Source organism: Pseudomonas sp. YQ_5, assembly GCF_043103305.1.
Classification (GTDB): domain Bacteria; phylum Pseudomonadota; class Gammaproteobacteria; order Pseudomonadales; family Pseudomonadaceae; genus Aquipseudomonas; species Aquipseudomonas putida_Y.
In genome coordinates this window covers 210,378-233,749 of the sequence record NZ_JBICJS010000055.1, presented here as the reverse complement: position 1 = coordinate 233,749, position 23,372 = coordinate 210,378, and the positions used below count along the sequence as shown (strand labels likewise).

General features: G+C 62.6%; 20 protein-coding genes. 10 read left to right on the top strand and 10 right to left on the bottom strand.

All coding sequences use genetic code 11. The features are described from left to right. The first annotated feature begins 7 nt into the window (after positions 1 to 7). Positions 8 to 538, top strand: a complete 531-nt coding sequence (locus tag ACF8EA_RS13605; protein ID WP_135192803.1) for a membrane integrity-associated transporter subunit PqiC — start codon at positions 8 to 10, stop codon at positions 536 to 538. A gap of 12 nt (positions 539 to 550) precedes the next feature. On the opposite strand, the gene ACF8EA_RS13600 is transcribed toward ACF8EA_RS13605, so the two are convergent. Beyond that, the gene (locus ACF8EA_RS13600; RefSeq protein WP_392522314.1) at positions 551 to 2,305 is read right to left on the bottom strand and encodes a phosphoethanolamine transferase CptA; all 1,755 of its coding nucleotides are present in this window, start codon (positions 2,303 to 2,305) and stop codon (positions 551 to 553) included. 213 nt (positions 2,306 to 2,518) lie between these two features. On the opposite strand from ACF8EA_RS13600, the gene ACF8EA_RS13595 reads away from it, so the two are divergent. Further along, the gene (locus ACF8EA_RS13595) at positions 2,519 to 2,674 is read left to right on the top strand and encodes a DUF2986 domain-containing protein (protein ID WP_252459935.1); all 156 of its coding nucleotides are present in this window, start codon (positions 2,519 to 2,521) and stop codon (positions 2,672 to 2,674) included. A 27-nt stretch (positions 2,675 to 2,701) separates the two neighbouring features. On the opposite strand, the gene ACF8EA_RS13590 is transcribed toward ACF8EA_RS13595, so the two are convergent. Together ACF8EA_RS13590 and ACF8EA_RS13585 are read right to left on the bottom strand one after the other, a co-directional pair. Further along, complete coding sequence (locus ACF8EA_RS13590) at positions 2,702 to 3,076, bottom strand: hypothetical protein (RefSeq protein ID WP_103444582.1); 375 nt, start codon at positions 3,074 to 3,076, stop codon at positions 2,702 to 2,704. A gap of 199 nt (positions 3,077 to 3,275) precedes the next feature. Continuing rightward, positions 3,276 to 3,866, bottom strand: a complete 591-nt coding sequence (locus tag ACF8EA_RS13585; protein ID WP_338443604.1) for a biliverdin-producing heme oxygenase — start codon at positions 3,864 to 3,866, stop codon at positions 3,276 to 3,278. 162 nt (positions 3,867 to 4,028) lie between these two features. On the opposite strand from ACF8EA_RS13585, the gene ACF8EA_RS13580 reads away from it, so the two are divergent. Continuing rightward, positions 4,029 to 4,520, top strand: coding sequence for a GNAT family N-acetyltransferase (locus ACF8EA_RS13580; RefSeq protein ID WP_021783120.1), 492 nt, complete (start codon positions 4,029 to 4,031; stop codon positions 4,518 to 4,520). Between the two features lie 87 nt (positions 4,521 to 4,607). Here ACF8EA_RS13580 and ACF8EA_RS13575 read toward each other — a convergent pair whose 3' ends face one another. Together ACF8EA_RS13575 and ACF8EA_RS13570 are read right to left on the bottom strand one after the other, a co-directional pair. Then, on the bottom strand, positions 4,608 to 5,981 hold the full coding sequence (locus ACF8EA_RS13575; protein WP_392522313.1) for an 8-oxoguanine deaminase: 1,374 nt from the start codon (positions 5,979 to 5,981) through the stop codon (positions 4,608 to 4,610). Positions 5,982 to 6,216: 235 nt separating this feature from the next. Further along, entirely contained in the window at positions 6,217 to 7,599 is a 1,383-nt protein-coding gene (locus ACF8EA_RS13570) for an APC family permease (RefSeq protein ID WP_021783118.1), read from the bottom strand. A 282-nt stretch (positions 7,600 to 7,881) separates the two neighbouring features. On the opposite strand from ACF8EA_RS13570, the gene ACF8EA_RS13565 reads away from it, so the two are divergent. From ACF8EA_RS13565 to ACF8EA_RS13550, 4 genes are all read left to right on the top strand, one after another. Next, complete coding sequence (locus ACF8EA_RS13565; protein ID WP_190869149.1) at positions 7,882 to 8,724, top strand: helix-turn-helix transcriptional regulator; 843 nt, start codon at positions 7,882 to 7,884, stop codon at positions 8,722 to 8,724. A gap of 42 nt (positions 8,725 to 8,766) precedes the next feature. Beyond that, the gene (locus ACF8EA_RS13560; protein WP_392522312.1) at positions 8,767 to 10,149 is read left to right on the top strand and encodes an aspartate aminotransferase family protein; all 1,383 of its coding nucleotides are present in this window, start codon (positions 8,767 to 8,769) and stop codon (positions 10,147 to 10,149) included. A gap of 197 nt (positions 10,150 to 10,346) precedes the next feature. Further along, on the top strand, positions 10,347 to 11,840 hold the full coding sequence (locus tag ACF8EA_RS13555; RefSeq protein WP_392522310.1) for an aldehyde dehydrogenase: 1,494 nt from the start codon (positions 10,347 to 10,349) through the stop codon (positions 11,838 to 11,840). A 152-nt stretch (positions 11,841 to 11,992) separates the two neighbouring features. Next, the gene (locus ACF8EA_RS13550; RefSeq protein ID WP_392522308.1) at positions 11,993 to 14,899 is read left to right on the top strand and encodes an HD domain-containing phosphohydrolase; all 2,907 of its coding nucleotides are present in this window, start codon (positions 11,993 to 11,995) and stop codon (positions 14,897 to 14,899) included. A 108-nt stretch (positions 14,900 to 15,007) separates the two neighbouring features. On the opposite strand, the gene ACF8EA_RS13545 is transcribed toward ACF8EA_RS13550, so the two are convergent. Further along, positions 15,008 to 16,720, bottom strand: a complete 1,713-nt coding sequence (locus ACF8EA_RS13545) for an FAD-dependent oxidoreductase (protein ID WP_392522306.1) — start codon at positions 16,718 to 16,720, stop codon at positions 15,008 to 15,010. A 194-nt stretch (positions 16,721 to 16,914) separates the two neighbouring features. Between ACF8EA_RS13545 and ACF8EA_RS13540 the strand changes: the two genes are divergently transcribed. From ACF8EA_RS13540 to ACF8EA_RS13530, 3 genes are all read left to right on the top strand, one after another. Continuing rightward, positions 16,915 to 17,691: an IclR family transcriptional regulator gene (locus ACF8EA_RS13540; RefSeq protein WP_392522304.1), complete on the top strand. Its 777-nt coding sequence runs from the start codon at positions 16,915 to 16,917 to the stop codon at positions 17,689 to 17,691. 138 nt (positions 17,692 to 17,829) lie between these two features. Next, on the top strand, positions 17,830 to 18,882 hold the full coding sequence (locus tag ACF8EA_RS13535) for a Gfo/Idh/MocA family protein (RefSeq protein WP_392522302.1): 1,053 nt from the start codon (positions 17,830 to 17,832) through the stop codon (positions 18,880 to 18,882). Positions 18,883 to 18,911: 29 nt separating this feature from the next. Beyond that, positions 18,912 to 19,727 carry a sugar phosphate isomerase/epimerase family protein gene (locus tag ACF8EA_RS13530; RefSeq protein ID WP_392522300.1) on the top strand — a complete coding sequence of 272 codons (816 nt, stop codon included), beginning with the start codon at positions 18,912 to 18,914 and terminating at the stop codon, positions 19,725 to 19,727. Positions 19,728 to 19,875: 148 nt separating this feature from the next. Here ACF8EA_RS13530 and ACF8EA_RS13525 read toward each other — a convergent pair whose 3' ends face one another. The 4 genes from ACF8EA_RS13525 to ACF8EA_RS13510 all read right to left on the bottom strand — a co-directional run bounded on the left by ACF8EA_RS13525 (position 19,876) and on the right by ACF8EA_RS13510 (position 23,370). Next, positions 19,876 to 21,201 (bottom strand): MFS transporter, encoded by a 1,326-nt coding sequence (locus ACF8EA_RS13525; RefSeq protein ID WP_103469077.1) that lies wholly within the window; start codon positions 21,199 to 21,201, stop codon positions 19,876 to 19,878. 286 nt (positions 21,202 to 21,487) lie between these two features. Continuing rightward, complete coding sequence (locus ACF8EA_RS13520) at positions 21,488 to 21,901, bottom strand: histone-like nucleoid-structuring protein, MvaT/MvaU family (RefSeq protein WP_392522298.1); 414 nt, start codon at positions 21,899 to 21,901, stop codon at positions 21,488 to 21,490. A 321-nt stretch (positions 21,902 to 22,222) separates the two neighbouring features. Beyond that, positions 22,223 to 22,480, bottom strand: coding sequence for a PAAR domain-containing protein (locus tag ACF8EA_RS13515; RefSeq protein ID WP_392522296.1), 258 nt, complete (start codon positions 22,478 to 22,480; stop codon positions 22,223 to 22,225). Next, the gene (locus ACF8EA_RS13510) at positions 22,477 to 23,370 is read right to left on the bottom strand and encodes a DUF6708 domain-containing protein (RefSeq protein WP_392522294.1); all 894 of its coding nucleotides are present in this window, start codon (positions 23,368 to 23,370) and stop codon (positions 22,477 to 22,479) included. The genes ACF8EA_RS13515 and ACF8EA_RS13510 overlap by 4 nt, the downstream gene beginning before the upstream one ends. Positions 23,371 to 23,372: the final 2 nt, after the last annotated feature.

Genomic DNA, 23,372 nt, shown 5'->3' with positions numbered 1-23,372 from the left:
ACAGCCGATGCAACGACTGCGCAATGTATGTGTGGCCAGCCTGCTGGTGTGGCTCGGGGGCTGCAGCAGTACGCCGAACAACTACCACACGCTGGTACCGAGCGAACCGGTGCGTGGCAGCGGCCAGCGCATACAGGTAGTCAGGGTGGCTGTGCCGCCCCAGGTCGACCGCCCACAGTTGGTGGTGCGGCAAGGGCAGAGCGGCCTGGCCATCCTGGAGACGGAATGGTGGGGCGCCAACCTGGTGGATGAATTCCGCAGCGCCCTGCAGGACCAGTTGGGCGGCCCGGCGGGCGGTGGCAAGGCGTCGCTGCGGGTGGATGTGCAGCGCTTCGACACGGTACCAGGGCGCTACGCCTCGCTGGAGGCCGTGTGGCGCCTCAAGCAGGAAGGGCAGGCCGAGTTGACCTGCCGTACGTCGGTGCAGACTGCCGCGGACAACAGCATCACCAGCCTGGTGATTGCGCACCAGGCCAACCTGCGCAAGTTGGCCGAGGCGGTGCGGGGGAGTGCCCGGCAGGGAAGCTGCCCTGCATGACCCGTGGCCTCATTACTGCCGGGTGCTGGCTGTTTCCTGCACCCCGTCGGCCTTGTCCCGCGGTAGCTGATCGAACTCGCGCAAGCCATCCTTGCGGTATGGGTCGCCGATCCAGCGTGGCGCTACCAAGAACTGTGGGCTGACCAGGCTCTTGGCCGGTTCATAGAGGTCATAGCTCAACCCAGCCAGGTCAGACAGGGTGTGAATCAGGTGTGAGCTGCTGTACGGGCGGTTGGCCATTGCCTGCAAGTCACGTGGGTGGTCGGCCTGCCAGCTAGGCGAAGTCCACAGCAGGAACGGGATGGTATACATCGGCCGGGTTGGTGCGCCTTCGTTTCGCCCCAGGCGGTCGTGGTCACCGGAGCTGTACACGTCTTCACCATGATCGGACAGGTACATCAGGAACCCATTGGGGTTGCCTGCCGAATAACGCTTGATCAGGGTCGACACCACATAGTCGTTGTAGCGCACCGCGTTGTCATAGAAGTTATAGGTTTCTACCTGATCTGCCGTCAGCGCGCCTGGCACACCCTGCTTGTCGTTGAAGTGCGCGTAGTCGTCCGGGTAGCGGTAGCGGTAGTCCATGTGCGTGCCCAGCAGGTGCACGATGATGAATTTGTTGGGCGCAGGGTCTTGCAGGGCTTTCTCGAACGGTGCCAGCACCACGTCATCGTACTGGCTGGCATTCTGGTTGCGCTGGTTGTTCAGGTACACCGGCGCGTCCGTCTGCTGCGAGAAGGTGGTAAGCATGGTGTTGCGCTTGGTCATGGTCTGCTGGTTGGTGATCCAGAAGGTCTTGTAGCCTGCCTGTTTCATCAAGTTGATCAGCGACGGGGCGCTGAGGAAGCGGTCCGGGTTCTGCTCGTCGCCGAACGTGAGGATCTGCTGCATCACTTCGATGGTGTACGGGCGCGGCGATACCACGTCGCGGAACACGGTCAGGCCCTTGTCACTGGCGGCCAGCGCGTCGAGGTTGGGCGTGGTGTCGCGGTTATAGCCATACAGGTGCATGTGCTCGCGGGTAGTCGACTCGCCCAGCACCAGTACCAGGGTGCGTGGCGCCTTGCCACTGCTGTCACGCAGGTTTTGCAGCGGTGGCAGTGCGGCATTCTGGGCCAGCAGCTTCTGCATGTTGTCCAGCTGTTGGCGATACTGGCGGTAGCCGACCAGCAACTGCCAAGGTACGGCCGGTTCCATGCGCTGCTGCACTTTTTCGAGCGCATCGGCGAAGTTGCGTTCCTGGGTGACCATCTGCTTGTAGAACGGCCACACCAGGTTGGCCACCAGCAATAGCACGACCACCGGCAGGCGGCTGCGCAGCGGCAGGCTGACCGGGCGCACGCGCCGCCAAAGCAGTACCGCAACCAGCGTGTATAGCACCAGTGCCAGGCCCAGCCACACGTTGAAGTATTGGCTGAAGTACTCACCGGCCTCGGCGGTGTTGGACTCGAACATCACAAAGATGACGCTTTGTGAAAACTCCTGGCGATAAATGCCGAAGTAGCTCAGGCCCACCAGCGATGCAGCCCACAGCACCAGGCCGATGATTGCCGCGGTGGCGCGGGTGAAGCGCGGCAGCAACAGGACGGGTGCCAGCCACAGGCTGCTGAGGAATAGCGCATCGCGAAAACCGGCGAAGCCGGTAGTCCCGCTGAACAGCAGTAGCGCCTGGGTTACGCCGGAGAAATACCAGAAGAACAGCAAGAGCCAGCCCAAGCCGGCCCAGTCCACGCGCTTGTGCGCGGCGGGGGATGTAGTGTGTGACACGTATGCCTCGTCGTACCTTGGCGGCCAGCGGTTGTGCTCGTGGCCGGAAAGGGCGTGACGCTAATCTGCGGACTGTGAAAATAACGTCAACGCGGCGAATCATGTGTCTTGCTGCGGCCGGAGCAGGCATGAACTTGGCCTTTGCCCGCGTTTTCCCCAGGCTGCCGAGGTATGATGGCGGCAGCGAAACCGTACTGACAGGCCCCGTGGACCATGAACCGTCGTAAGAAGATCAAACAACTGTTGCAGGCGCATGCCAAGAAGGCCAGTGCCAAACTGGCGCCGCGCAAGCCCAAGTACATCTGCAAGGCTGACCGCTTGAAGATGGAGGCAGAGGCGGCGGGCGATGCTCACCAGCTGGCCGACTGACACCGCGCCTGCACGCTCGCCTAGGCTTCAACGGCGGTAGTAGCGATGCTCGTCATGATGACGCTGGCGCATGGCGCGCTCATGGCGGCGCTCCCAATCTCGGCGCCGTTCCCAGTCGCGCCGCCGCTCCCAGTCCCGCCGGGCTTGTTCACGGCGCCACTGTTCGCGGCGCCAGTCGCTTCGGTGGCCATGCCAGCGATCGTCCTCATGCGCCAGCAGCGTGGCCGGCTGTTCAACGGCTGCACTGGCCACCCTGGACCAAGGGTTGCCGGCTGGTTGCAACGGTGATTGAACGGCCGGTGCAACTGCCTCGGTGGCTTTCATTTGTGTTGCCGATGCCGTGCCCACCGCCGCGAACGAGAACAGGCCGAGCAGCACCAACCTTGCGACATGTATTTTCATGAGCGTAGCCAACCTCTGATAACAATTGAGCCATCTGGCCAGCAGGTGTGGGGCGAACCTTGTCTCGCGTTCCGCTACCTTTCTGCGCCTCACACATAGACAGGGAATCAAGAAAAAGTTCGCTGCAGCAACAACTTGAAGAACTTTGCCGGGGTGGTTGGTGCTGGGCAGTACCCGCAACAGGTGCCATTGCGCTCAGTCAACTGCCTGCAAATACCTCACGCAGATGCCCCCGATAACTGTCGAATGCAGCAATTGCCCCTGCCACCACCTCTGCTTCTTCCTGTTCCTCCAGCACCAGGCTGTCCAGCCTGGCAACAAACTCGCGCCAATGCAGCGCTCGGCCATCCGGGTGGGGGGCCAGGTGGCGGGCGCCCTTGTCGCCATCCAGCCCAAGACGTTGTGTGTGCCTGAACAAAAACGCCGCCCCCAGGTTCGAACCTTCACTGCAATACAGCCATCCCAGGGCCTGGGCCGAGCTGACGCAGACCGGTTGGGTGGACGTTGGCAGTGGCAGGCCCAGGTCGAGCAGGTCGGCCTCTACCGCCGCGAAACGCGACAGCGCCGCCAGCCCAGGCAGTTGCTGGTTGAGTTGTTCATCCTGATACAACGCCAGCAGGCTGCCATGAAAGCGGTGCTGCACCTGCAGGAAGCGTCCATAGCGCACGCGGTTCTCGAAAGGCCGCGCTGCCATCACCAGTTGATCAACGCTGTCATGATCCCTGCTGCTGGCCGCTTTCAGGCGTTTGCAGCGGCTTGGTTCGGTGGTGGGGGAAGTTACAGCGGTCATCGGCGTATCCGTGGCAATAGAGCAAGGCTTCCATGATGCTTGCCGTCCTTGGCAAGCAGCAAGCATCACACGCCCGACCTGAGCGAGTTCGCAATGATGGAGCGCAAGGACGATGCTCATTTATCATGGCGGCTGCCTTTACCATTGCCAAGGATACTTGCCATGAGCGCCCTCCAGTTTCGCACCCCCGTTCCCGCAGATGCCGAGCGTTGCTACGCCATCGAAATTGGCGCCTATGAAGGGGATGAGGCAGCCACGCTGGAGAAAATCCGCACGCGTATCACGCAGTACCCACAAGGCTTCCTGGTGCTGGAAAGTGACGGCGAGATCGTTGGTTTCATCAACAGTGGTTGCGCCCACGAGGTCGTGATGTCCGACGAGGCATTCAAAGAGCTGGTCGGCCATGACCCGGCGGCAGCGAACGTGGTGATCATGTCGGTGGTTGTAGACCCGGCCCACCAGGGCAAAGGCTACGCCAAAGTGTTGATGAACGAATTCATTGGACGCATGCACGCGGCGGGCAAGCAGGCCATTCACCTGATGTGCAAGGAGCAGCATGTGGCCCTGTACCAGAAGCTGGGCTACCAGTATGTGAAACCGTCACCGTCGGAACACGGCGGCATGGCCTGGCATGAGATGGTCATGGACCTTTGAGTGGACATCTCGCTGCGTGACAGCGCAGCCCAAAAGGGCTGCGCACTACCTTCATTCAACCCGGCGATGCCGAGCTGATGCCTGGCATCAAGTGCCACTGACCAACTGATGTGCCAGCTGGTTGTGGCGCTCCAGTACGCGCGGCAGGTCGACAGTGGTCAGCTGGCCGTCTTTCACCACGATGCGGCCGTTGATCACGCTGGTATGCACCTGGGTCGGGGTGCAGAACACCAGTGCTGCCAATGGGTCGTGGTGGCCGCCGGCATACGCCACATGGCCCAGGTCGAAGGCGACGAAATCGGCGACCATGCCAGGGGCCAGGGCGCCGATATCATTGCGGTTGAGCACTTTCGCGCCACCCAGGGTGGCAATCTCCAGTGCTTCGCGTGCAGTCATCGCGTCAGGGCCGAAGCCCACCCGTTGCAGCAGCAGTGCCTGGCGCACTTCACCGATCATGCTGGCGCCGTCGTTGGAGGCCGAGCCGTCGACCCCAAGGCCCACCGGTACGCCATGGTCGCGCATCTTGCGCACCGGGGCGATGCCCGAGGCCAGTCGCATGTTCGAGCATGGGCAGTGGGCCACGCCGGTGCCGGTGCGGGCGAACAGCTCGATGCCGTGCTGGTCGAGCTGCACGCAGTGGGCATGCCATACATCGTGGCCGACCCAGCCAAGGTCTTCGGCGTACTCGGCAGGGGTCATGCCGAACTTCTCGCGGCTGTAGGCGATGTCGTTGACGTTCTCGGCCAGGTGGGTGTGCAGCGACACCCCATACTGGCGCGCCAGCACGGCAGCTTCGCGCATCAGGTCGCGGCTGACCGAGAACGGCGAGCATGGCGCGACCACGATGCGGCGCATCGAGCCGTGGCTGGCATCGTGGTAGTCCTCGATCAGGCGTTGCGACTCCTTGAGGATGTCGGCTTCCTTTTCCACCACCGAGTCAGGTGGCAGGCCGCCTTGGCTCTGGCCCACGCTCATGCTGCCGCGCGCGGCGTGGAAGCGCATGCCGATCTCGGCAGCCGCGTGGATGCTGTCGTCGAGCTTGCAACCGTTGGGGTAGATATACAGGTGGTCGCTGGAGGTGGTGCAGCCGGAGAGAATCAGCTCGGCCATGGCGGTCTGGGTCGACACCGCAATCATCTCGGGGGTCAGGCGCGCCCAGATCGGGTATAGGTTGGTCAACCAGTTGAACAGCTCGCCGTCCTGAGCTGCCGGTACCACGCGGGTGAGGCTCTGGTACATGTGGTGGTGGGTGTTGACCAGCCCTGGGATGACCACTTTGCCGGTCATGTCCAGAACCACGTCGGCGTGCTGCGGGAGGGTATCGCTGGGGCCGACTTGCCTGATCAGGTTGTCTTCGATGAACAGGCCGCCGTTCTTGATCTCGCGGCGCTCGCCGTCCATGGTGACCAGCAGCGCGGCGTTTTTGACGAGTAGCGTTTTTACAGGGTTTGTAGATGACATGGTGCAAGCCTGCGCAATACGCATCGGCGATTACCGATGTCATAGGCGCTAGGTATTGTAAGCAAGCTTTTTACTGATTGTATACAGCCCGGAGCACCAGTGCCGGCCTCTCAGCAGGTAAGACCGCGAAGCGGCCGGCACAGGTTAAACCCATGAATGCGCGTACCGCCTCGGCGCCCGGCCTTGCGTTCCAGCACCGGTTCCCGCGAGGCAAAGGCGCGCAAGTCTTCAGGTGTCACTCGGCCATCTGCAGCTCTGGCAGCTTCACGCGCAACGCGCGGGTCAGCCCCAGTAGCACCAACAGGCCCATGCCCATCCAGCACAGACCGATGGTGAACGACAGGCTGGTCAGGCTGCTCCATAGCCACAGCGTGCTGATAAAGCCCAGCCCGGGAATTACGCCGTACAGCAGGCCGTTGCGGCAACCGCGCAGTTTCTGGTCGACCAGGTAGTGCTTGACCACCGCCAGGTTCACCGCCGAGAAGGCGAACAGTGCACCAAAGCTGATCATGTTGGCCACGGTATCCAGGGTGATCACCAGGGCGATCAGCGACAGCAGGCTGACCACCAGGATGGCAGTGGCCGGCACGCGCTTTTTCGTCACCAGCTGGCCGAATGCCCGCGGCAATGCGCCGTCACGGCCCATGGCGAACAGTACGCGCGACACGCTGGCTTGGGACACCATGGCCGAGGCAAAGCAGCCGGCCACGTAGGTAGCGGTGAAGGCGGTTACCAGCAGCTCGCCGCCCACCCGGCGCATCACGTCCACCGAGGCCGAATCCGGGTCGGCGAAGCTGCCCCAGTCGGGGAACACCATCTGTGCGCAGTAAGACACCACCAGAAACAGCAGCCCGCCGATCAACGACACCGCAAGAATCGCCACGGGAATGCGGTAGGTCGGGTTGCTGGTTTCCTCAGCCATGGTCGACACCGCATCGAAACCGAGGAACGACAGGCACAGTACGGCGGCGCCGGTCATGATCAACGGCACGCTGAAGCCTTCGTGGTGGAAGGGGGCCAGCAGCGACACCGGCTCCGCCTGTCCGCTGAGCTTGAGAATGGACAAGGCGACGAAGACGATGATGAACACCAGTTGCACCACTACCAGTATCCAGTTGACCCGGGTGATCGACTCGATGCCGATCAGGTTGAGGAAGGTGACCAGGGCAATGGAGCCCGCCACCCACACCCAGGCATGGATGGTCGGGAAGTATTCCGACATGTAGATGCCGATCAGCAGGTAGCTGAGCAGCGGCAGGAAGATGTAGTCGAGCAGCAGTGTCCAACCGGTGATGAAGCCGATATGGCTGCCGAAGGCCTTGCGCGTGTAGGTGTAGACCGAGCCGGAGTAGGGATGGGCCTGGACCATGCGGCCGTAACTGTAAGCGGTCAGCAGCATGGCGGCGAGCGTGAGCAGGTAGGCGGTGGGCAGGTGCCCTTTGGTCATCTGGGTGACCAGCCCGTAGGTGGTGAATACGGCCAGGGGCACCATGTAGGCCAAGCCAAATAGCACCAGGGCGGTCATGCTCATGGACTTGCGGAAGCGGCCTGTGCTGGTGCCGGGTTGCGAGGGTGCATGCGGGGCGGGGCTATGGGCTGTACTTGTTGTTGTATGCATTGCTAACTCCTGAAAAGGGATGCAGGACACCGCGGCAGGCGAGCGGGCTCGCAACCGTTGGGTGTTGTGCAAGGAGGTCGAGCGGAAAGCTCGCAGCGCTGGGGCAGGTCGATGCTCCCACACCCTGCAGGTACCCGGAATCACCCTTTGGGGTGAGCGGCCACTGCCCTTGCCCGGCTCACCCCAAAGGGTGATTCCGGTGCCAGCAGCGGCGTGGGAGTATCTGCTCAACGACGCACCGCACTGGCGGCGGTGCCACTGAAAAGAAACGGCAGGCCCACAGTGACTAATCAACTGCTTTCAGAACAATGGTTCGAGCACCAGGCCAAGGTCACCGAGGCGATCGGCCGGCCGGGCTTTGCCGCCAGCCTGTTTGCGGCACTGGGTGTGATCCGGCCGATCCAGGCGACCACGGTGTACCTGTACCCGCACGACGGCATGCCCTGTGCGCTGTTCGAGCAGGATGACAAGGCGCCTTGGCAGCCCGAGGGCAATGTCAGCCGCTACCTGTCGGGCTTCTACCTGCTCGACCCGTTCTACGGTGCTTGCGTGGAACAGGTCGAATCCGGCTGCTACGGCCTGTTCGAAGTGGCACCCGATCACTTCGAGGTCAGCGAATACTACCAATCGTTCTATCGCCACTCGCACCTGGAGGATGAACTCAACTACATCCTGCAGGTGGCGCCCGGGCAAAGCCTCGCGGTGTCGCTGGCCTTCACCGACAAGCTGGATGGGCAAAGCCGCACGCGGTTCGGGCTGATCACGCCTTGGGTGCTGGCGGTACTCGGCAAGCACTTTGCCGGGCTGGACAGCCGCGCAGGCCGCTTCGAGAACATCCTCGAGCAACGTATCCATGCCGCCCTGAACAACTTCGGCAGCTCGCTGTTGACCGAGCGTGAATGCCGTATCGCCCAGCTGATCCTGCGTGGCCACTCGACAAGGTCGCTGGCCGAGCGGCTGGGCGTGTCGGAAGACACCATCAAGTCGCACCGCAAGAACGTCTACGCCAAGCTCGACATCGGCACCCAGTCCGAACTGTTCTCCCTGTTCATCGATGCACTGGCCAATGCCCAGGGCGTGCTGGGCAAGGACCCGCTGGAAAGCTACATGGGCAAGCTGCGCTGAACGCCAGCCGCCCTGCAACCCCACCGCAAAGGAAAACCAACAATGAACGCGCCTTTCGCCCCGCAACGCCAGACCCGTGACTACCAGGCAGCCGATGCAGCCCACCACATTCATGCCTTCCTCGACCAGAAGGCGCTGAACGCCGAAGGGCCGCGTGTGATCGTCGGTGGCGAACGCCTGCACCTGTGGGACAGTGAGGGCAAGCGCTACCTGGATGGCATGTCCGGCCTGTGGTGCACCCAGCTCGGTTATGGCCGCCGTGACCTGACGGCCGCTGCGGCCACGCAGATGGATCAGTTGGCCTACTACAACATGTTCTTCCACACCACCCACCCGGCGGTGATCGAACTGTCCGAGCTGCTGTTCAGCCTGCTGCCGGGGCACTACAGCCACGCGATCTACACCAACTCTGGCTCCGAGGCCAACGAGGTACTGATCCGCACCGTACGCCGCTACTGGCAGGTGGTTGGCCAGCCAAGCAAGAAAATCATGATCGGCCGCTGGAACGGCTACCACGGCTCGACCCTGGCGGCCACGGCGCTGGGCGGCATGAAGTTCATGCACGACATGGGCGGGTTGATTCCGGATGTGGCACACATCGACGAACCCTACTGGTACGCCGAGGGCGGTGAACTGGCCCCGGCCGAGTTCGGCCGCCGCTGCGCCCTGCAACTGGAGGAAAAGATCCTTGAGCTGGGTGCCGAAAACGTTGCCGGCTTCATTGCCGAACCCTTCCAGGGGGCGGGCGGCATGATCTTCCCGCCGGAAAGCTACTGGCCGGAAATCCAGCGTATCTGCCGCCAGTACGACGTGCTGCTGTGCGCCGATGAGGTGATCGGTGGCTTTGGCCGTACCGGCGAATGGTTCGCCCATGAATACTTCGGCTTCGAGCCCGACACCCTGTCGATTGCCAAGGGCCTGACCAGCGGCTATGTGCCCATGGGGGGCCTGGTGCTGAGCAAACGCATAGCCGAGGCATTGGTAGAGCGCGGCGGGGTCTTTGCCCACGGCCTGACCTATTCCGGCCACCCGGTGGCGGCGGCAGTGGCCATCGCCAACCTGAAGGCGTTGCGTGACGAAGGCATCGTGCGCCAGGTGAAGGACGACACGGGGCCGTACCTGCAGCGCATTCTGCGGGAAGTGTTTGCCGATCACCCATTGATCGGCCAGGTGCAAGGGGCCGGGCTGGTGGCGGCGCTGCAGTTCGCCGAGCACAAGCCGACGCGCAAGCGCTTTGCCAACGAGAACGACTTGGCCTGGCAGTGCCGCACCTTTGGTTTCGAGGAAGGGGTGATCATACGCTCGACCTTGGGCCGAATGATCATGGCCCCGGCCTTGATCGCCAACCACAGCGAGCTGGATGAGCTGGTAGAGAAAACCCGCATTGCCGTGGACCGCACCGCTCGGTTGGTCGGCAAGCTCTAAGCCGTTGCCAAGGGCAACCGGTTTCCCCTGTGGGAGCGGGCATGCCCGCGAACACCGGCGAAGCCGGTGCCATCCTCCGTGTCGCCTGATTCGCGGGCACGTCCGCTCCCACAGAGGAGGCGCGGCGCGCTTGCGGACTGTGTGGTACCTGTTACTTCCGCAAAAAATGATCGCCACCGCGGTCGCCTGGAGTACAAATGTACACCCTCGAATTCTGGCAACAACGCGCCTCGGACCTGTACCTGCCATCCAAAGCGCTGATCAATGGCAAACCCGTCAATGCACAGGATGGCGCCACCTTCGCAGCCATCAACCCCGCCACCAACAACCTGATGGCACAGGTAGCCGCCTGCGGCCAGGCCGAGGTCGACCTGGCCGTCGCCAGCGCCCGTCGGGCCTTCGAACACGGCCCCTGGCCGCGCATGGCGCCGGGCGAGCGCAAGAAAGTGCTGCTGCGCCTGGCCGAGCTGATCATGGCCCATCGTGAAGAACTGGCCTTGCTGGACTCGCTGAACATGGGCAAGCCGGTGATGGACGCCTACAACATCGACGTGCCGGGTTCTGCCAATGTGTTCGCCTGGTACGGCGAGGCGCTGGACAAGCTGTATGACCAGGTGGCGCCCACTGCTGCCAATGCGCTGGCCACCATCACCCGCGAAGCCCTCGGCGTGGTCGCTGCCGTGGTGCCATGGAACTTCCCGCTCGACATGGCCGCCTGGAAGCTGGCCCCGGCGCTGGCTGCCGGTAACAGCGTGGTACTCAAGCCCGCCGAGCAATCACCGTTCTCGGCCCTGCGCCTGGCCCAACTGGCGCTGGAAGCGGGGTTGCCGGAAGGCGTACTGAACGTGGTGCCAGGCCTTGGCGAGCAGGCCGGGCAGGCGCTGGGCCTGCACCCGGATGTGGACTGCCTGGTGTTCACAGGCTCCACCCAGGTGGGCAAGTACTTCATGCAGTACTCGGCGCAGTCCAACCTCAAGCAGGTTTGGCTGGAGTGCGGCGGCAAGAGCCCGAACCTGGTGTTCGACAACTGCCAGGACCTGGACTTGGCTGCGGAAAAGGCCGCTTTTGGCATTTTCTTCAACCAGGGCGAAGTGTGTTCGGCCAACTCGCGGCTGTACGTGCAGCGTGCCATTCACGATGAGTTCATCGAGCGCCTGCAGGCCAAGGCTCGCCAGTGGCTGCCCGGTAACCCGCTGGATCCGGCGAGCCGCGCCGGGGCCATTGTCGATGCCGAGCAGACCGGCCGCATTGAGGCCGCCATCGTGCGTGCCGGGCAAGAGGGCGCGCAATTGGTGTGTGGCGGCCGACGCCTGAACATCGAAGGTTCGGACAACTACATCGAACCGACCATTTTTGCCGGTATCGAGGGCCGCATGAGCCTGGCGCGGGAGGAGGTATTCGGCCCAGTGCTGGCGGTCAGCGCCTTCGACACGGAAGAAGAAGCGGTGCGCCTTGCCAACGACAGCATCTATGGCCTGGCAGCTTCGGTGTGGAGCGACGACTTCAACCAGGTGCACCGGGTAGCGCGGGCGTTGAAAGCCGGTACCGTATCGGTGAACACGGTCGATGCGCTGGATGTGACGGTGCCGTTCGGTGGGGGCAAGCAGTCGGGGTTTGGCCGCGATCTGTCACTGCATTCGTTCGACAAGTATTCGCAGCTCAAGACCACCTGGTACCAGTTGCGCGGCTGATGCCCTGGTCATGGCCCACGTCGCCTATGTCGCGGTACAAAGCCTTGCACGCTCGTCTGTAAACGTGTTGCCGGCCCGGCAGAAAGCTCACGCGCACTCTACACTGCTGCAGAAATCAGCCAAGGCAATGTGCCGCACATGGAGTACCTGGGATGGGCTGCGTGTCGACGGGGCGTGTTGTTGGCAATACAGGACGTGGTATTTCACTGCAGTGGCTGGTGGCGCTGGCCATCGTGCTGGGCATGCTGCTGCTCGGCGCTGCCCTGGCCTGGCAGGGCTATCGCGGTATTCGCCAGACCCTCGTGGCTGCTGCTGGCGATGCCGCCCAGCAGGTTGCCAAGACCATCGATGAGCGCGCCAGGCGCCTGATCGAGCCGGCGCAAAGCAGCATCCGCCTGCTTGCCCACAACACGACGCTTCACACCCAGGCACAGCGAATGGATCGGCTGCCACAGCTGGTGGAAATGCTGGACGCCAACCGCATGCTCAGCGCCGCCTATCTGGGTTACCCCAGCGGCGAGTTCCTGCTGGTGCGTCGCCTGCGTGACCCGCAACTGATGCAGCGTTTCGCCGCCCCACCGGGCACGGCATTTCTGGTGCAGAGCGTCAGCCATGGCGAGGGCGCCAAGGTGCAGGGCGAGTGGCGCTTTTATGATCGGGCGCTGAAGCTGTTGCAGGCCCAGGCCAAACCGGAATATCGCTTCGATCCACGCCTGCGCCCCTGGTTCGCTGAAGCCACGGTACAATCCGCTACTGTGCTGACCCGTCCTTATGTGTTCTTCACCACCCGCGAGGTCGGCTTGACCATGGCCCAACGTAGCGTTGACGGTGGGGCCGTGATCGGCCTGGACGTTTCGGTCAACGACTTGGCCAGTGAGATTCAGGACCTGCGCATGACCCCGGGTACCGAGATCGTTGTGGTCGATGACCGGGGCGATGTTGTGGCTTATCCGGACCCGCAGCGGGCAATCGTGCATGAAGGGCAAGGCGTGCGCCTGTCGCGTATCGCCGAGCTGGGCGCTCCCAGCCTGGCGCGGCTATACGCTGACATGCCGACGGGCAACCAGCCCCAGCCTTATCAGGTGGACGGCCAGACCTGGTATGGCATTCGCGTGCAGCTGACCACTCTGGCCGGGCACGACTTGCAAGTGCTGATTGCCGTACCTGGTCACGAACTGCTGGTAGGGGCACGCAAAGTCTTGTTCGAGCAGTTGCTCTGGACCGTGGCGCTGATGGCTGTGTTGCTGGTGCTCGGCGGTGTGCTTGGCCGGCGTATTGGCCGCCCGCTGCGGCTGTTGCGCGAGCAGGTTCAAGGCTTGGCAAGCTTTGATTTCAGCCGTGAGGTGGGCGTGCACTCGCGGGTTTCCGAGGTGCGTGAACTGAGCCGCGTGTTGAGCCGAATGGCCGGTACGATTCGCCACTATCAGGCGATTACCCTTACGCTCAGCCGTGAGCGAAACCTGGAGTGCATGCTCGATGGCGTGCTGAGCCATCTGGTGGAAGCTGCCGCGGGCGACGCCGGCGTGGTGTACCTGTACGACGCCGAACAGGCTTTGCTGCGCCTGGCCGCCTCGTGCCGCGGTGAGCAATACCCAAGCGAACTGGCAGTGGATGAAGGCGCACGGCAGCACTTGGCTACAGCAGTGACCCGGGCCCTCGGCCTGCATGAGCGCAGTCTGGCCGTCGTGCTGAATGACCGTAGCCAGGCACTGTTGGGCATCCTGGTCCTGCAAATGGACGAAGAGCAGGCGCCTGAGCGGGTAGGCGAGGCATTCCGGCGCTTTGTCGGGGAGTTGTCCGGTGTGGCTGCAGTGGCTATCGAGACCCGGCAGTTGGTCGAAGCCCAGCAACGCCTGCTGGACGCCATGATCAAGCTGTTGGCAGACGCCATCGACGCCAAGAGCCCCTATACCGGTGGCCACTGCGAGCGGGTGCCTCAACTGGCGCAGATGCTGCTGGACCAGGCAGTGGCAGCCGACAACGGCCCGTTCTCCAGCTTCAGCATGACCGAGGCAGAGCGATACGAGTTCCGTGTGGCAGCCTGGCTGCACGATTGTGGCAAGGTCACCAGCCCCGAGTACGTGGTGGACAAGGCGACCAAGCTGGAGACCCTGTACAACCGCATTCACGAAGTACGCATGCGTTTCGAAGTGCTGTGGCGCGATGCAGAGCTGGCTTATTGGCAAGGCCTGGTCAGCGGCGTCGACCAGCAGGTACTGAAAGCCGCACTGAGCCGAAGCCAGGCCGAGCTGCAGGACGACTTCGCTTTCGTCGCCCAGGCCAACATCGGCGGCGAGTTCATGCAGGACACCGATATCCAGCGCTTGCAGGTGATCGGCAAGCGACGCTGGCTGCGCCATTTCGATAACCGCCTGGGCATCTCCCGTGACGAGGCGGAACGCCTTGTCGGCGTGCCGCAGCCTGCACTACCGACAGAGGAGCCATTGCTGGCCGACCGCCCCGAGCACTGCGTGCCCTGGGGCACCCGCACGCCGCCGGTGGTGAAGGGCGACCCGCGGAATATCTGGGGGTTCGACATGCATCTGCCAGGCCACGCCAGCAACTACGGCGAGCTGTACAATCTGTCGATCCGCCGTGGCACGCTGACTGATGAAGAACGCTTCAAGATCAACGAACACATCGTGCAGACCATCATCATGCTCAGCGCGCTGCCGCTCCCGCGCCAGCTCAAGCGGGTACCCGACATCGCCGGCAACCACCACGAAAAGATGAACGGCAGCGGCTATCCGCGCCGCCTGGGCGGGCAGGACCTGGGCGTCGCCGAGCGGGTGATGGCGATTGCCGACATCTTCGAAGCCCTGACGGCAGCAGACCGGCCTTACAAACCCCCGAAGACCCTGTCCGAATCGGTGAAGATCCTGGTGTCCATGGCCCGCGAGGGGCACGTCGACGGGCAACTGCTACAACTGTTCCTCAGCAGCGGGGTATACCGCCAATATGCCGAGCGCTTCCTGCGCACCGAGCAGATCGACGAGGTGGATGTGGCCTACTGGCTGGCGCAGATTCAGGAGCGCAGCGCAGCGAGACCAGTGAGCTGAGGGACGACAGCGCTGAAAAATCAGACCGCGTGGCGCTCGATTCAAGCGCCACGGCCTTTCCCTGCGTCCTCCTGCAGAGCGCCGACCACCCGGTTATTGTGGGTCAGCTCACTCATACCCCTGCACCCCGGCAATGTGCCGCCCGGCGACGTAGCCAAAAGTCAGTGCCGGCCCCAGGTTGATACCGCCCGACGGGTACCAGCCACCAAACACGCTGGCCATGTCGGTACCTGCTGCGTACAGACCTGCGATCGGTTGCCCGGCCTCATCCAGCACACGGGCATTGCCGTCGGTGCGCAACCCGGCAAAGGTGCCAAAGCAGCCGGGCTTTACTTTCACCGCATAAAACGGCCCGTGTTCGATGGGCGCTACGCACGGGTTAGGGCCCTTGTGCCGTGGGTCGCCCTGCTTGCGGTTGAACGGCGTGGAACCACGGCCAAACGCCGGGTCCTGGCCGCTGCGGGCATGGCTATTGAAGTCAGTGACCGTGGCCCGCAGCCCGGACGGGTCAATGCCGCAGGCCTGGGCGAGCTGCTCGAGCGTGGCACCGCGTTTCAGGTAGCCGTTGCGCACATGCGGGCCTACCGGCAGCGGTGCCGGGCGGGCATGCCCCAGTCCATAGCGGCGCAAGAAGCGATGATCGCAAACCAGCCACGAGCACACCTCCTGGCCCTGCGGCACTGCAGCGACCATGGCCGACACATAGTCGTAATAGCCATGCGCTTCGTTGACGAAACGCTTGCCGTTGGCCAGCACGCCGATAACGCCCGGTTTGCCGCGCTCGATAATGTGCGGGAAGTGGCCGACGCTGCCGTCGCGATACGGCACCTGTGAAACCGGTGCCCAGGCCACCGGTGACTTCAGGTCGGTGGCAACCACGCCGCCGGCGGACTCGCCCAGCCGCAGGCCATCACCAGAACACCCCTTGGGCGGCAGTGCCAGGTTGTCGTGGCCGCTGGCATCGCGCGGGAACAGTTGCTGGCGCCGGGCGTTGTCATTGGGGAAACCACCGGCCGCCAGCACCACGGCCTTGGCGCGGATCAGCTGCTCGTCCTGTGGCGTAGCGACCCACGCCCCGCGCACCTGGCCATCCTCGATCAGCAGGCGTTTGGCCGGTGCCGACGCTTGCAGGTGCACACCCAGGTCCTGTGCCGATTTAGCCAGGCGCGCCACCAACGCCACACCGTTGACCAGGTGCATGGCCCGACCATGGCGGGCCAGGTGGTACAGGTGGCGGCCAAAACGCTTGCACACGTGCAGCAGGGCTTTGGGCGAGCGGGTCATGTTGAGGAAGGCGGCAAGGTCGGCACCGGCCATGATCGGCATGCCCATGAACGAGGTTTCGCGCATGGTCTTGCGCAAGCGTGGCAGCAGGGCGCCAACCTCGCGGGCATCGTAGGGCGCGGCGATCACCTGGTGGCCGCCAAGAGCTGCCCCCGGCGTATCGCCATGCATGTCCGGGATGCCGTTGCCGTCGGCAAACTGCAACGCCGTGTACTTCTCGAAAAACGCCACCATGTGCGGGCACGCCTCAAGGAAGGCATCGACGCGCTCGGCATTGTAGTTTGCCCCCAGCTCATGGCGCAGATAAGTCCGCGGTTGCTCGATGTCTTCCTCGATGCCGGCCCTGCGCGCCAGCGGGTTGCGTGGCACCCAGGCCCAGCCGCCGGACCAGGCGGTGGCACCGCCAAACACCGGTTCTTTCTCCGCCACGATCACCTTCTGCCCATGCCAGGCAGCCGTGACGGCCGCCGCCAGCCCGGCGGCGCCAGAACCTATGACCAGTACATCGCATGCGGTTTCGAGAGGAGCGGAAGACATTGCGGGTTTCCTGTGTTTTTATTGGAACAATGTTCCACATTTTTATCGGCGGCGGGTGGTCCTGCAAGGTCAGGTCGGGCATGTCAGGCAAGAACTGGGCGATCATCGGACATTCGAGGTGGCCCGAGCTGCGCTGGCTGGCGACGATGTGGAATCATCTTCTAGAATCCGCAAAAAAATCAGGGACCTGTGACATGGCTGGTAGTCAGATCGAACGCGCCTTCAGTCTTGTAGAAAGCCTTACCGGTGAACCCCAAGGGCTGCCGTTACAAACCCTGGCCGAGCGCCTGGACATTCCCAAAAGCGCTGCCCACCGCATGCTCACTGAGCTGGTGCGGCTGGGCTACGTGCGCCAGAACCGGGAAAACAGCCGCTATCAGCTGTCGGCCAAGCTGGTAGCGCTGGGCTTTCGTTACCTCGCCAGCAGCGGTGCCGACATCATCCAGCCGATTCTTGACCGCCTGGCCCAGGACAGCGGCGAACTCGTGCGCCTTGGGGTGATCGACGGTGCCCGGCAAACCTGGATCGCCAAGTCCCAGGGGGCCCGCTCCGGGCTGCGCTACGACCCGGATATGGGGCGCGACGCGCCGCTGTTCTATACCGCCTCCGGGCATGCCTGGCTGGCCAGCCTGGACGATGAGCAGGCGCTGCAGATGGTGTTGCGCCAAGGTATTGCCGACCCCGACCAGTTCGGCCCGAACGCGCCACGCTCCACCGATGAATTGCTCGCCTACCTGCACCGCGCCCGCGAGCGTGGCTATGCCTGGGTCGAGGAGACCTCCGCCATCGGCACCTCAGCCCTGGCCGCAGTGATACGCTGCCCGCAAAGTGACGAGGTGATCGGCGTGCTGAGCATCGCCGGGCCCAGCGCGCGGCTGGCACAGAGCCGCCTTACAGCGCTGGCACCGCTATTGCTGGCGGCGGCAGAAGAGCTGTCGGCGGCCAGCCCAGCCAGCGAGCTGTTTGCCTGAGGGGATATTCCGGTCGATTACCGCACAGTCTGTTGCGCCCGTTCTTCTGAAAAGCTGAACTTGGTTCTAAATTGTCGAGTGTGAATTTTGGAACCCGGTTTCAGAATTTCATAACAACAATGACAAGAGGACAGGCTGTTGAACGCACCCCTTCGTATTGCCTTGATTGGCGCCGGCATCATGGGCCGGCAGCACTACCAGCACTTGCGCAATGTGCCGCAAGCCCAACTGTGTGCGGTAGCCGACCCCGGCCCGCAGGCCGAGGCCTTCGCCGCCGACTGCGGCGTGCCTTGCTTTGCCGACCACCGGCAAATGTTGGAGCGAGTTCGCCCCGAGGCAGTGATTGTCGCCAACCCCAACAACCTGCATGTCGCCACCGCCCTGGATTGTGTCGAGGCCGGGGTGCCGGTGCTGGTGGAAAAACCGGTGGGGGTGCACCTGGATGAAGTGCGTGCACTGGTGGAAGCTTCAAACCGCCAGGGTGTGCCGGTGCTTGTAGGTCACCATCGCCGACACAATCCGCTGATCGCCAAGGCGCACCAGGTGATCAACGAAGGCAAACTGGGCCGATTGATCAACGTCACTGCGCTGTGGCAGCTGCAAAAGCCCGACAGCTATTTCGAAACGCCCTGGCGTCGCGAGCCAGGGGCCGGCTTCTTGCTGACCAACCTGATCCACGACCTTGACCTGTTGCGTTACCTGTGCGGCGAGGTGGTGCAGGTGCAGGCCTTCACCCGCAACGATGTACGCGGTTTTGCCAACGAAGACAGCGCCGCAGTGCTGTTGCAGTTTGCCAACGGTGCCCTGGGCAGCCTGACCGGGTCTGACGCGGTGGCTGCTCCGTGGAGCTGGGAGCTGGACACTGGCGAAAGCCCTGTGTACCCGCGCCAAGATGGCCAGCCGTGCTATCTGCTGGCCGGTACCCAAGGAGCACTGAGCATTCCCCAGCTCAAGCGCTGGCATTACGCCGAGGCAGGCTCGGGCTGGCATACGCCCCTGTTGCAAAGCTCGGAAAGCATCCCCGCCGGCGAGGCATTGACCCTGCAATTGCAGCATTTTGTGCGGGTTGCCCGGGGTGAACAGGCGCCGCTGATCGACGCTGCCGACGGGGGGCGCACACTGGCGCTGATCGAAGCGATAAGGCAGGCAGCCCAAAGCGGTCGGGCTTGCGCGCCCGCGCACATTGGCTGATACAACCTTACTATTGCTGGTGACGATAAATGACTGATCGAATTTTTTCCCTCGCGGCCCTGACGGTGCTCGAGCTGTCTCCACCGGACATGATCGAGGCCGCCGCCCGAGCGGGTTACAGCCATGTCGGCCTGCGGCTGGTGCCAGCCACCGAACAGGAGCGGCATTTCCCGCTGGTAGCCGATGCCGAACTGCGCCGGCAAACCCAGGCGCGCCTGCGCGACACGGGTATCAAGGTGCTCGACCTGGAGATTCTGCGCCTTGAACCGGCAACCTGTGTGGCCGATTTCGAAGCGATCCTGGCGGTGGGCGCCGGGTTGGGTGGCACTGAATTGCTGGTAGCGGGCAACGACCCCGACGAAGCGCGCCTGACCGAACGCTTTGCCGCATTGTGCGAGCTGGCGGTGCAATACGGCATTCACCCTCACCTGGAGTTCATGCCCTGGACCGACGTACGCGACCTGCGCCAGGCCATGCGGGTGGTGGCCAACGCCGATTGCGCCAATGGCTGCGTGCTGGTGGATGCCTTCCACTTCAACCGCTCCGGCTCTTCGCTGGACGACCTGGCGCAACTGAAGCCGCAGCGCATGCGCTATGCCCAACTGTGTGACGTTGCTGGCCCGGTGCCGGCCGACATGGATGAGATCCTGCGCCAGGCGCGTAACGAGCGACGCTTCCCGGGTGATGGCGATGCCGACCTGGTTGGCCTGTTGCGCGCCTTGCCGCCGAGCGTGCCGCTGAGCCTGGAAGTCCCCACGCGGCAATTGCTGGAGCAGGGCATCAGCGGCGAGCAGCGCGCGCGCATGGCGCTGGAGAAAGCCCAGGCGGTGTTGGCCGCGGTCTGATCGAGCGAACGTGGCGCATGGCACCGGCTACGCCACGTTCGCGAGTGAACCCACACCGAAGGCTGCATTGTCGTTGTCCGCTTCTCAAGAATCTCCAAGCCAAAAAAAGGGCCCGCAAGGGCCCCGTAGAGGTAAGTGGCTAGCGCTCTCAGGCGCTCTCGACCTTGCGCGGTGCCATGAAATACATCCACACCAACGCCAGGAAGTACATGGCGGGGATCATGGTAAACAGCACGGCATAGTTGTTGTTGGTAGCGGTCAGCACGCTGCCGACAATCTGCGTCATGAACATCCCGCCAATTGCCGCACACATGCTGCCGAAGCCGAATACGGTGCTCACCAGGTGCTTGGGTGTGTAGTCCATCACCAGGCTCCAGATATTCGCCGTCCACGCCTGGTGCGCGCCTACCGCGATCGAGATGGCCGCCACCGCGACCCACAGCCCACTGGCGTTGGCGGCAAAGATGACGCTGAGCATGGTGCAGGCAAAGATCAGCATGGACACCAGCCGCGCTGTCGTGGCACGCACGCCACGGCCGATCAGCCACGACGACAGGATGCCACCCCCGATGCTGCCGAAGTCTGCCGTCAGCCAGATGATGATCAACGGGATGCCCATCTGGGTCACGTTGATGCCGAGGCTGTATTGCTGGTTCAGGAACGGCGGCAGCCAGTACAGGTAGAACCAGAACACTGGCGCGGTCATCGCATAGGCCACTGCAAAAGCCCAGGTGCCACGCAGGCGCAGGATACGGCTGAACGGCACGCGGGTCGGCTCGGGCTCATCATCCTGCTGGATGTACTGCACCTCGCTCTGACGCACGCGGGGGTGGTCTTCAGGGTTGTAGTACTTCAATACCCACAGCACGACCCACACCAGGCCCAGGCTGCCCATGGCGATGAATGCAGCCTGCCAGCCCCACACAGCCAGGATCAGCGGCAACAGCGCGGGGGTGACCATGGCGCCAACATTGGTACCGGCGTTGAACAGCCCCGTTGCAATGGCCCGCTCACCCGCCGGGAACCACAGGCGCACGGTCTTGACGCAGGCTGGGTAGTTGGCGGCCTCGGTCAGGCCGAGGATGAAGCGGCAAACCATGAAACCTGCCGCCGAGGTGGCCAGGCCGTGGGCACCCGTGGCCAGGCTCCACAGCAGTACAGCGAAGAAGAAGGCCCGTTTGACCCCAACCTTGTCGATCAGCCGGCCTTGCAGCAGAAAGCCGATGGCATAGCCGACCTGGAACCAGAAATTGATGTTGGCGTAGTCCATCGCCGTCCAGCTCATTTCCTTGGCCAGCACGGGCTGCATGATGCCGAGGGCGGCGCGGTCGATGTAGTTCAGGGTGGTGGCGAAGAACACCAGGGCGAGCATGCCCCAACGGGTCTTGCCGACGCCGAAGGCGCCGCGAAGCTTGTCGCCGATCGAGCCCTGGGACATCCGGGGCGCGGCGGGGGGGATCTTGGAGTGGTTCATAGACTGCTCGTTTCTTGAAATTGTATTCAGCTGCGGTGCTACGGGTGCGTGATCGTTTCCCAGGCAGGGGGCACGCAAGGCCGGTGCATGGTGAGCAGTGAAGACAGCAGCGTCAATTCAAGAGACGGGCTACTGTTCGGTTATCGAACGGTTGCGTTGGCCGGCGGGCGCGGCAGGTATTCACGTCACTGAAGGGTAGAAGGCTTTAGCCCTGGTTGCCTGGTGGGCGCAGGTCAGGAAGGTGAGGGCAGGCTGTGACGGTTGTGCCGCACAGGGTATGGGATGCCTACAGGCCAGGTTTGTGTGGGTACAGAGGCCATGCAGTTGCCCAGCTTTCGACTTCGGCGCGGCCGTACTGCTGAATCCAGGACCGCACGGTTTTATGCAGGGTGCTTTTTGCTTCCACTTTCTCCCCTGTGTAAGGGTTTATATAGTATTTGCTTTGCCGAGCCCTGTAACGTGGGGGCGGTGCGACAGGGCGGCATTGTTGATAGACATCCTCATCATTGCTCATGTGTTCGCTCTCGATGATCGCCAGTACATTCGACAGATTGAATTGATATTCGGCCAGCAGGTTGTGCAGCTTGCTTTCAAACTCGAATTCGCGGATGAGGCGAGGGTCGATTTTAATGAAGGAAAGCTCGTTTTTTTTTGCCGCTAGTAGTCGCTCGAGGGCGCGAAACTCTGCGAGTCGGGACATGGCTTATCTCCATCGGGTGATGGTCTTAGTGTTAGTGGTTGTCGAGCGTGAATGCAAGCGGTGAAATAATTTGATGAATTTTTCTTGGTGGCTCACGATGCTTTTTAAAGCGTGTGATTGTTTGGTGCCAGGCGCTCTGTGTAAGAATATTCCCACACTTTTGGCATTAATGATGTCACTGGTGTCTCGTGCCTGTAAGCGCTTGCCCGCTATTTTACGGGACGCCCCATAACTGTTTACTCACAGGCTTCGTCATCAAAGGAGTGGTTTTGTATGAACTCTGACGTTTAACCGCCTTTGGCTCCGCGGCCGGTAGTTGCTTCAATCAATGAGCCAACCCGGGTCCCCCTCGATCAAAGTCCCTCCATGACTGGTAGTGTCACCCAGCCTTGCTGCGGGTTGGCCCTCGATAATCGTGCAGGCAGCGCCGGTTTCGATAACGGCGCCACAACTGATGCGATCGCCCACGCGTGCGACGGCCTTGCCATCTACTAATGTTGCACTTGCGCCGGTTTCCACAGTGCCTTCACCATGGAGCGGGCAGCTATGACGATGGCCTACCAGTACGATGGGTTTCATTTGCGCTTCCTTTTGCCGGGTTGAACGGGGGCTTCTTCGAAGGCCGCTGGTGGCGGTGGCGCTGCCCGGACGTTGAACAGGCGGCAGATGCCATACCAGCAGAGGGCGACGGAGAGGTTGTAGGGAAACAGCACGGCCCAGAACGGCAATTGCCAGTTCTTTTTGCCCTGCATTTCACCGGGCTCGCCGGTTCGCCAGGGGGCATAGTGGCGCCAGGCTTCTGCCGGGGTCAGGCAGATGGCGTGAAGTGGCTTGTGCCACCAGTTGGGTTCACCGGGCGGGGGGAGTTTGTCTGGGCCATGGTCCATGAAGTGGCGGAGGTATTCCCACACTTCGGCCACATGCTTGACGCCGGGTTCGGTGGGTTCGTTGCTGTCGACCCAGAGGCAGTCTTTTTGATGCAGGCTGCCGTCTTCGCGGCGGGGGGCGAAGGCGAGGGCATAGCTGGTGCTGAATGATGAGCCGCCGTATTCCGTACGCTTAAAAATACCACCGCCGGTATTGCTCCACTCAAAGACCAGTACCTTGCTTAAACGTTGATAGTAGATTTTTTGGGTCGCCCGATTGAAGCAGAAGCTTGATAAGCGTTTTATGAAATATATTCGATAGGCTAAGAATGGGAGGAAGATTAAAGGTGCAATTAGTGTAAGGAGGATAAAGGTATAACTAAAGGTGTATGGGTTCCAGGCTTCACTGGTTAGTAGGTAAGGGTAGGTGAAGATAACGAGCGCAATGGTCATTGCACAGTACAGCTTTCCCATAAAGACTGAGTCTGTTATCCAGGGGTTTCTCAGGCATAAGGTGGTTTTTGACAAGCTTGATAGTTGCCCGCCAATAGCGGGCTTATGCCCTGAACTTGAGCTTGAGTTGAATATCCAGATGGTTGCCATGA

Excerpts from the sequence above, each read along its gene's own strand:
- ACF8EA_RS13605 (WP_135192803.1), top strand. The coding sequence starts at position 8 with ATGCAACGACTGCGCAATGTATGTGTGGCCAGCCTGCTGGTGTGGCTC.
- ACF8EA_RS13595 (WP_252459935.1), top strand. The coding sequence starts at position 2,519 with ATGAACCGTCGTAAGAAGATCAAACAACTGTTGCAGGCGCATGCCAAG.
- ACF8EA_RS13590 (WP_103444582.1), bottom strand. The coding sequence starts at position 3,076 with ATGAAAATACATGTCGCAAGGTTGGTGCTGCTCGGCCTGTTCTCGTTC.
- ACF8EA_RS13585 (WP_338443604.1), bottom strand. The coding sequence starts at position 3,866 with ATGACCGCTGTAACTTCCCCCACCACCGAACCAAGCCGCTGCAAACGC.
- ACF8EA_RS13580 (WP_021783120.1), top strand. The coding sequence starts at position 4,029 with ATGAGCGCCCTCCAGTTTCGCACCCCCGTTCCCGCAGATGCCGAGCGT.
- ACF8EA_RS13575 (WP_392522313.1), bottom strand. The coding sequence starts at position 5,981 with ATGTCATCTACAAACCCTGTAAAAACGCTACTCGTCAAAAACGCCGCG.
- ACF8EA_RS13570 (WP_021783118.1), bottom strand. The coding sequence starts at position 7,599 with ATGCATACAACAACAAGTACAGCCCATAGCCCCGCCCCGCATGCACCC.
- ACF8EA_RS13560 (WP_392522312.1), top strand. The coding sequence starts at position 8,767 with ATGAACGCGCCTTTCGCCCCGCAACGCCAGACCCGTGACTACCAGGCA.
- ACF8EA_RS13555 (WP_392522310.1), top strand. The coding sequence starts at position 10,347 with ATGTACACCCTCGAATTCTGGCAACAACGCGCCTCGGACCTGTACCTG.
- ACF8EA_RS13550 (WP_392522308.1), top strand. The coding sequence starts at position 11,993 with ATGGGCTGCGTGTCGACGGGGCGTGTTGTTGGCAATACAGGACGTGGT.
- ACF8EA_RS13545 (WP_392522306.1), bottom strand. The coding sequence starts at position 16,720 with ATGTCTTCCGCTCCTCTCGAAACCGCATGCGATGTACTGGTCATAGGT.
- ACF8EA_RS13540 (WP_392522304.1), top strand. The coding sequence starts at position 16,915 with ATGGCTGGTAGTCAGATCGAACGCGCCTTCAGTCTTGTAGAAAGCCTT.
- ACF8EA_RS13530 (WP_392522300.1), top strand. The coding sequence starts at position 18,912 with ATGACTGATCGAATTTTTTCCCTCGCGGCCCTGACGGTGCTCGAGCTG.
- ACF8EA_RS13525 (WP_103469077.1), bottom strand. The coding sequence starts at position 21,201 with ATGAACCACTCCAAGATCCCCCCCGCCGCGCCCCGGATGTCCCAGGGC.
- ACF8EA_RS13520 (WP_392522298.1), bottom strand. The coding sequence starts at position 21,901 with ATGTCCCGACTCGCAGAGTTTCGCGCCCTCGAGCGACTACTAGCGGCA.
- ACF8EA_RS13515 (WP_392522296.1), bottom strand. The coding sequence starts at position 22,480 with ATGAAACCCATCGTACTGGTAGGCCATCGTCATAGCTGCCCGCTCCAT.
- ACF8EA_RS13510 (WP_392522294.1), bottom strand. The coding sequence starts at position 23,370 with ATGGCAACCATCTGGATATTCAACTCAAGCTCAAGTTCAGGGCATAAG.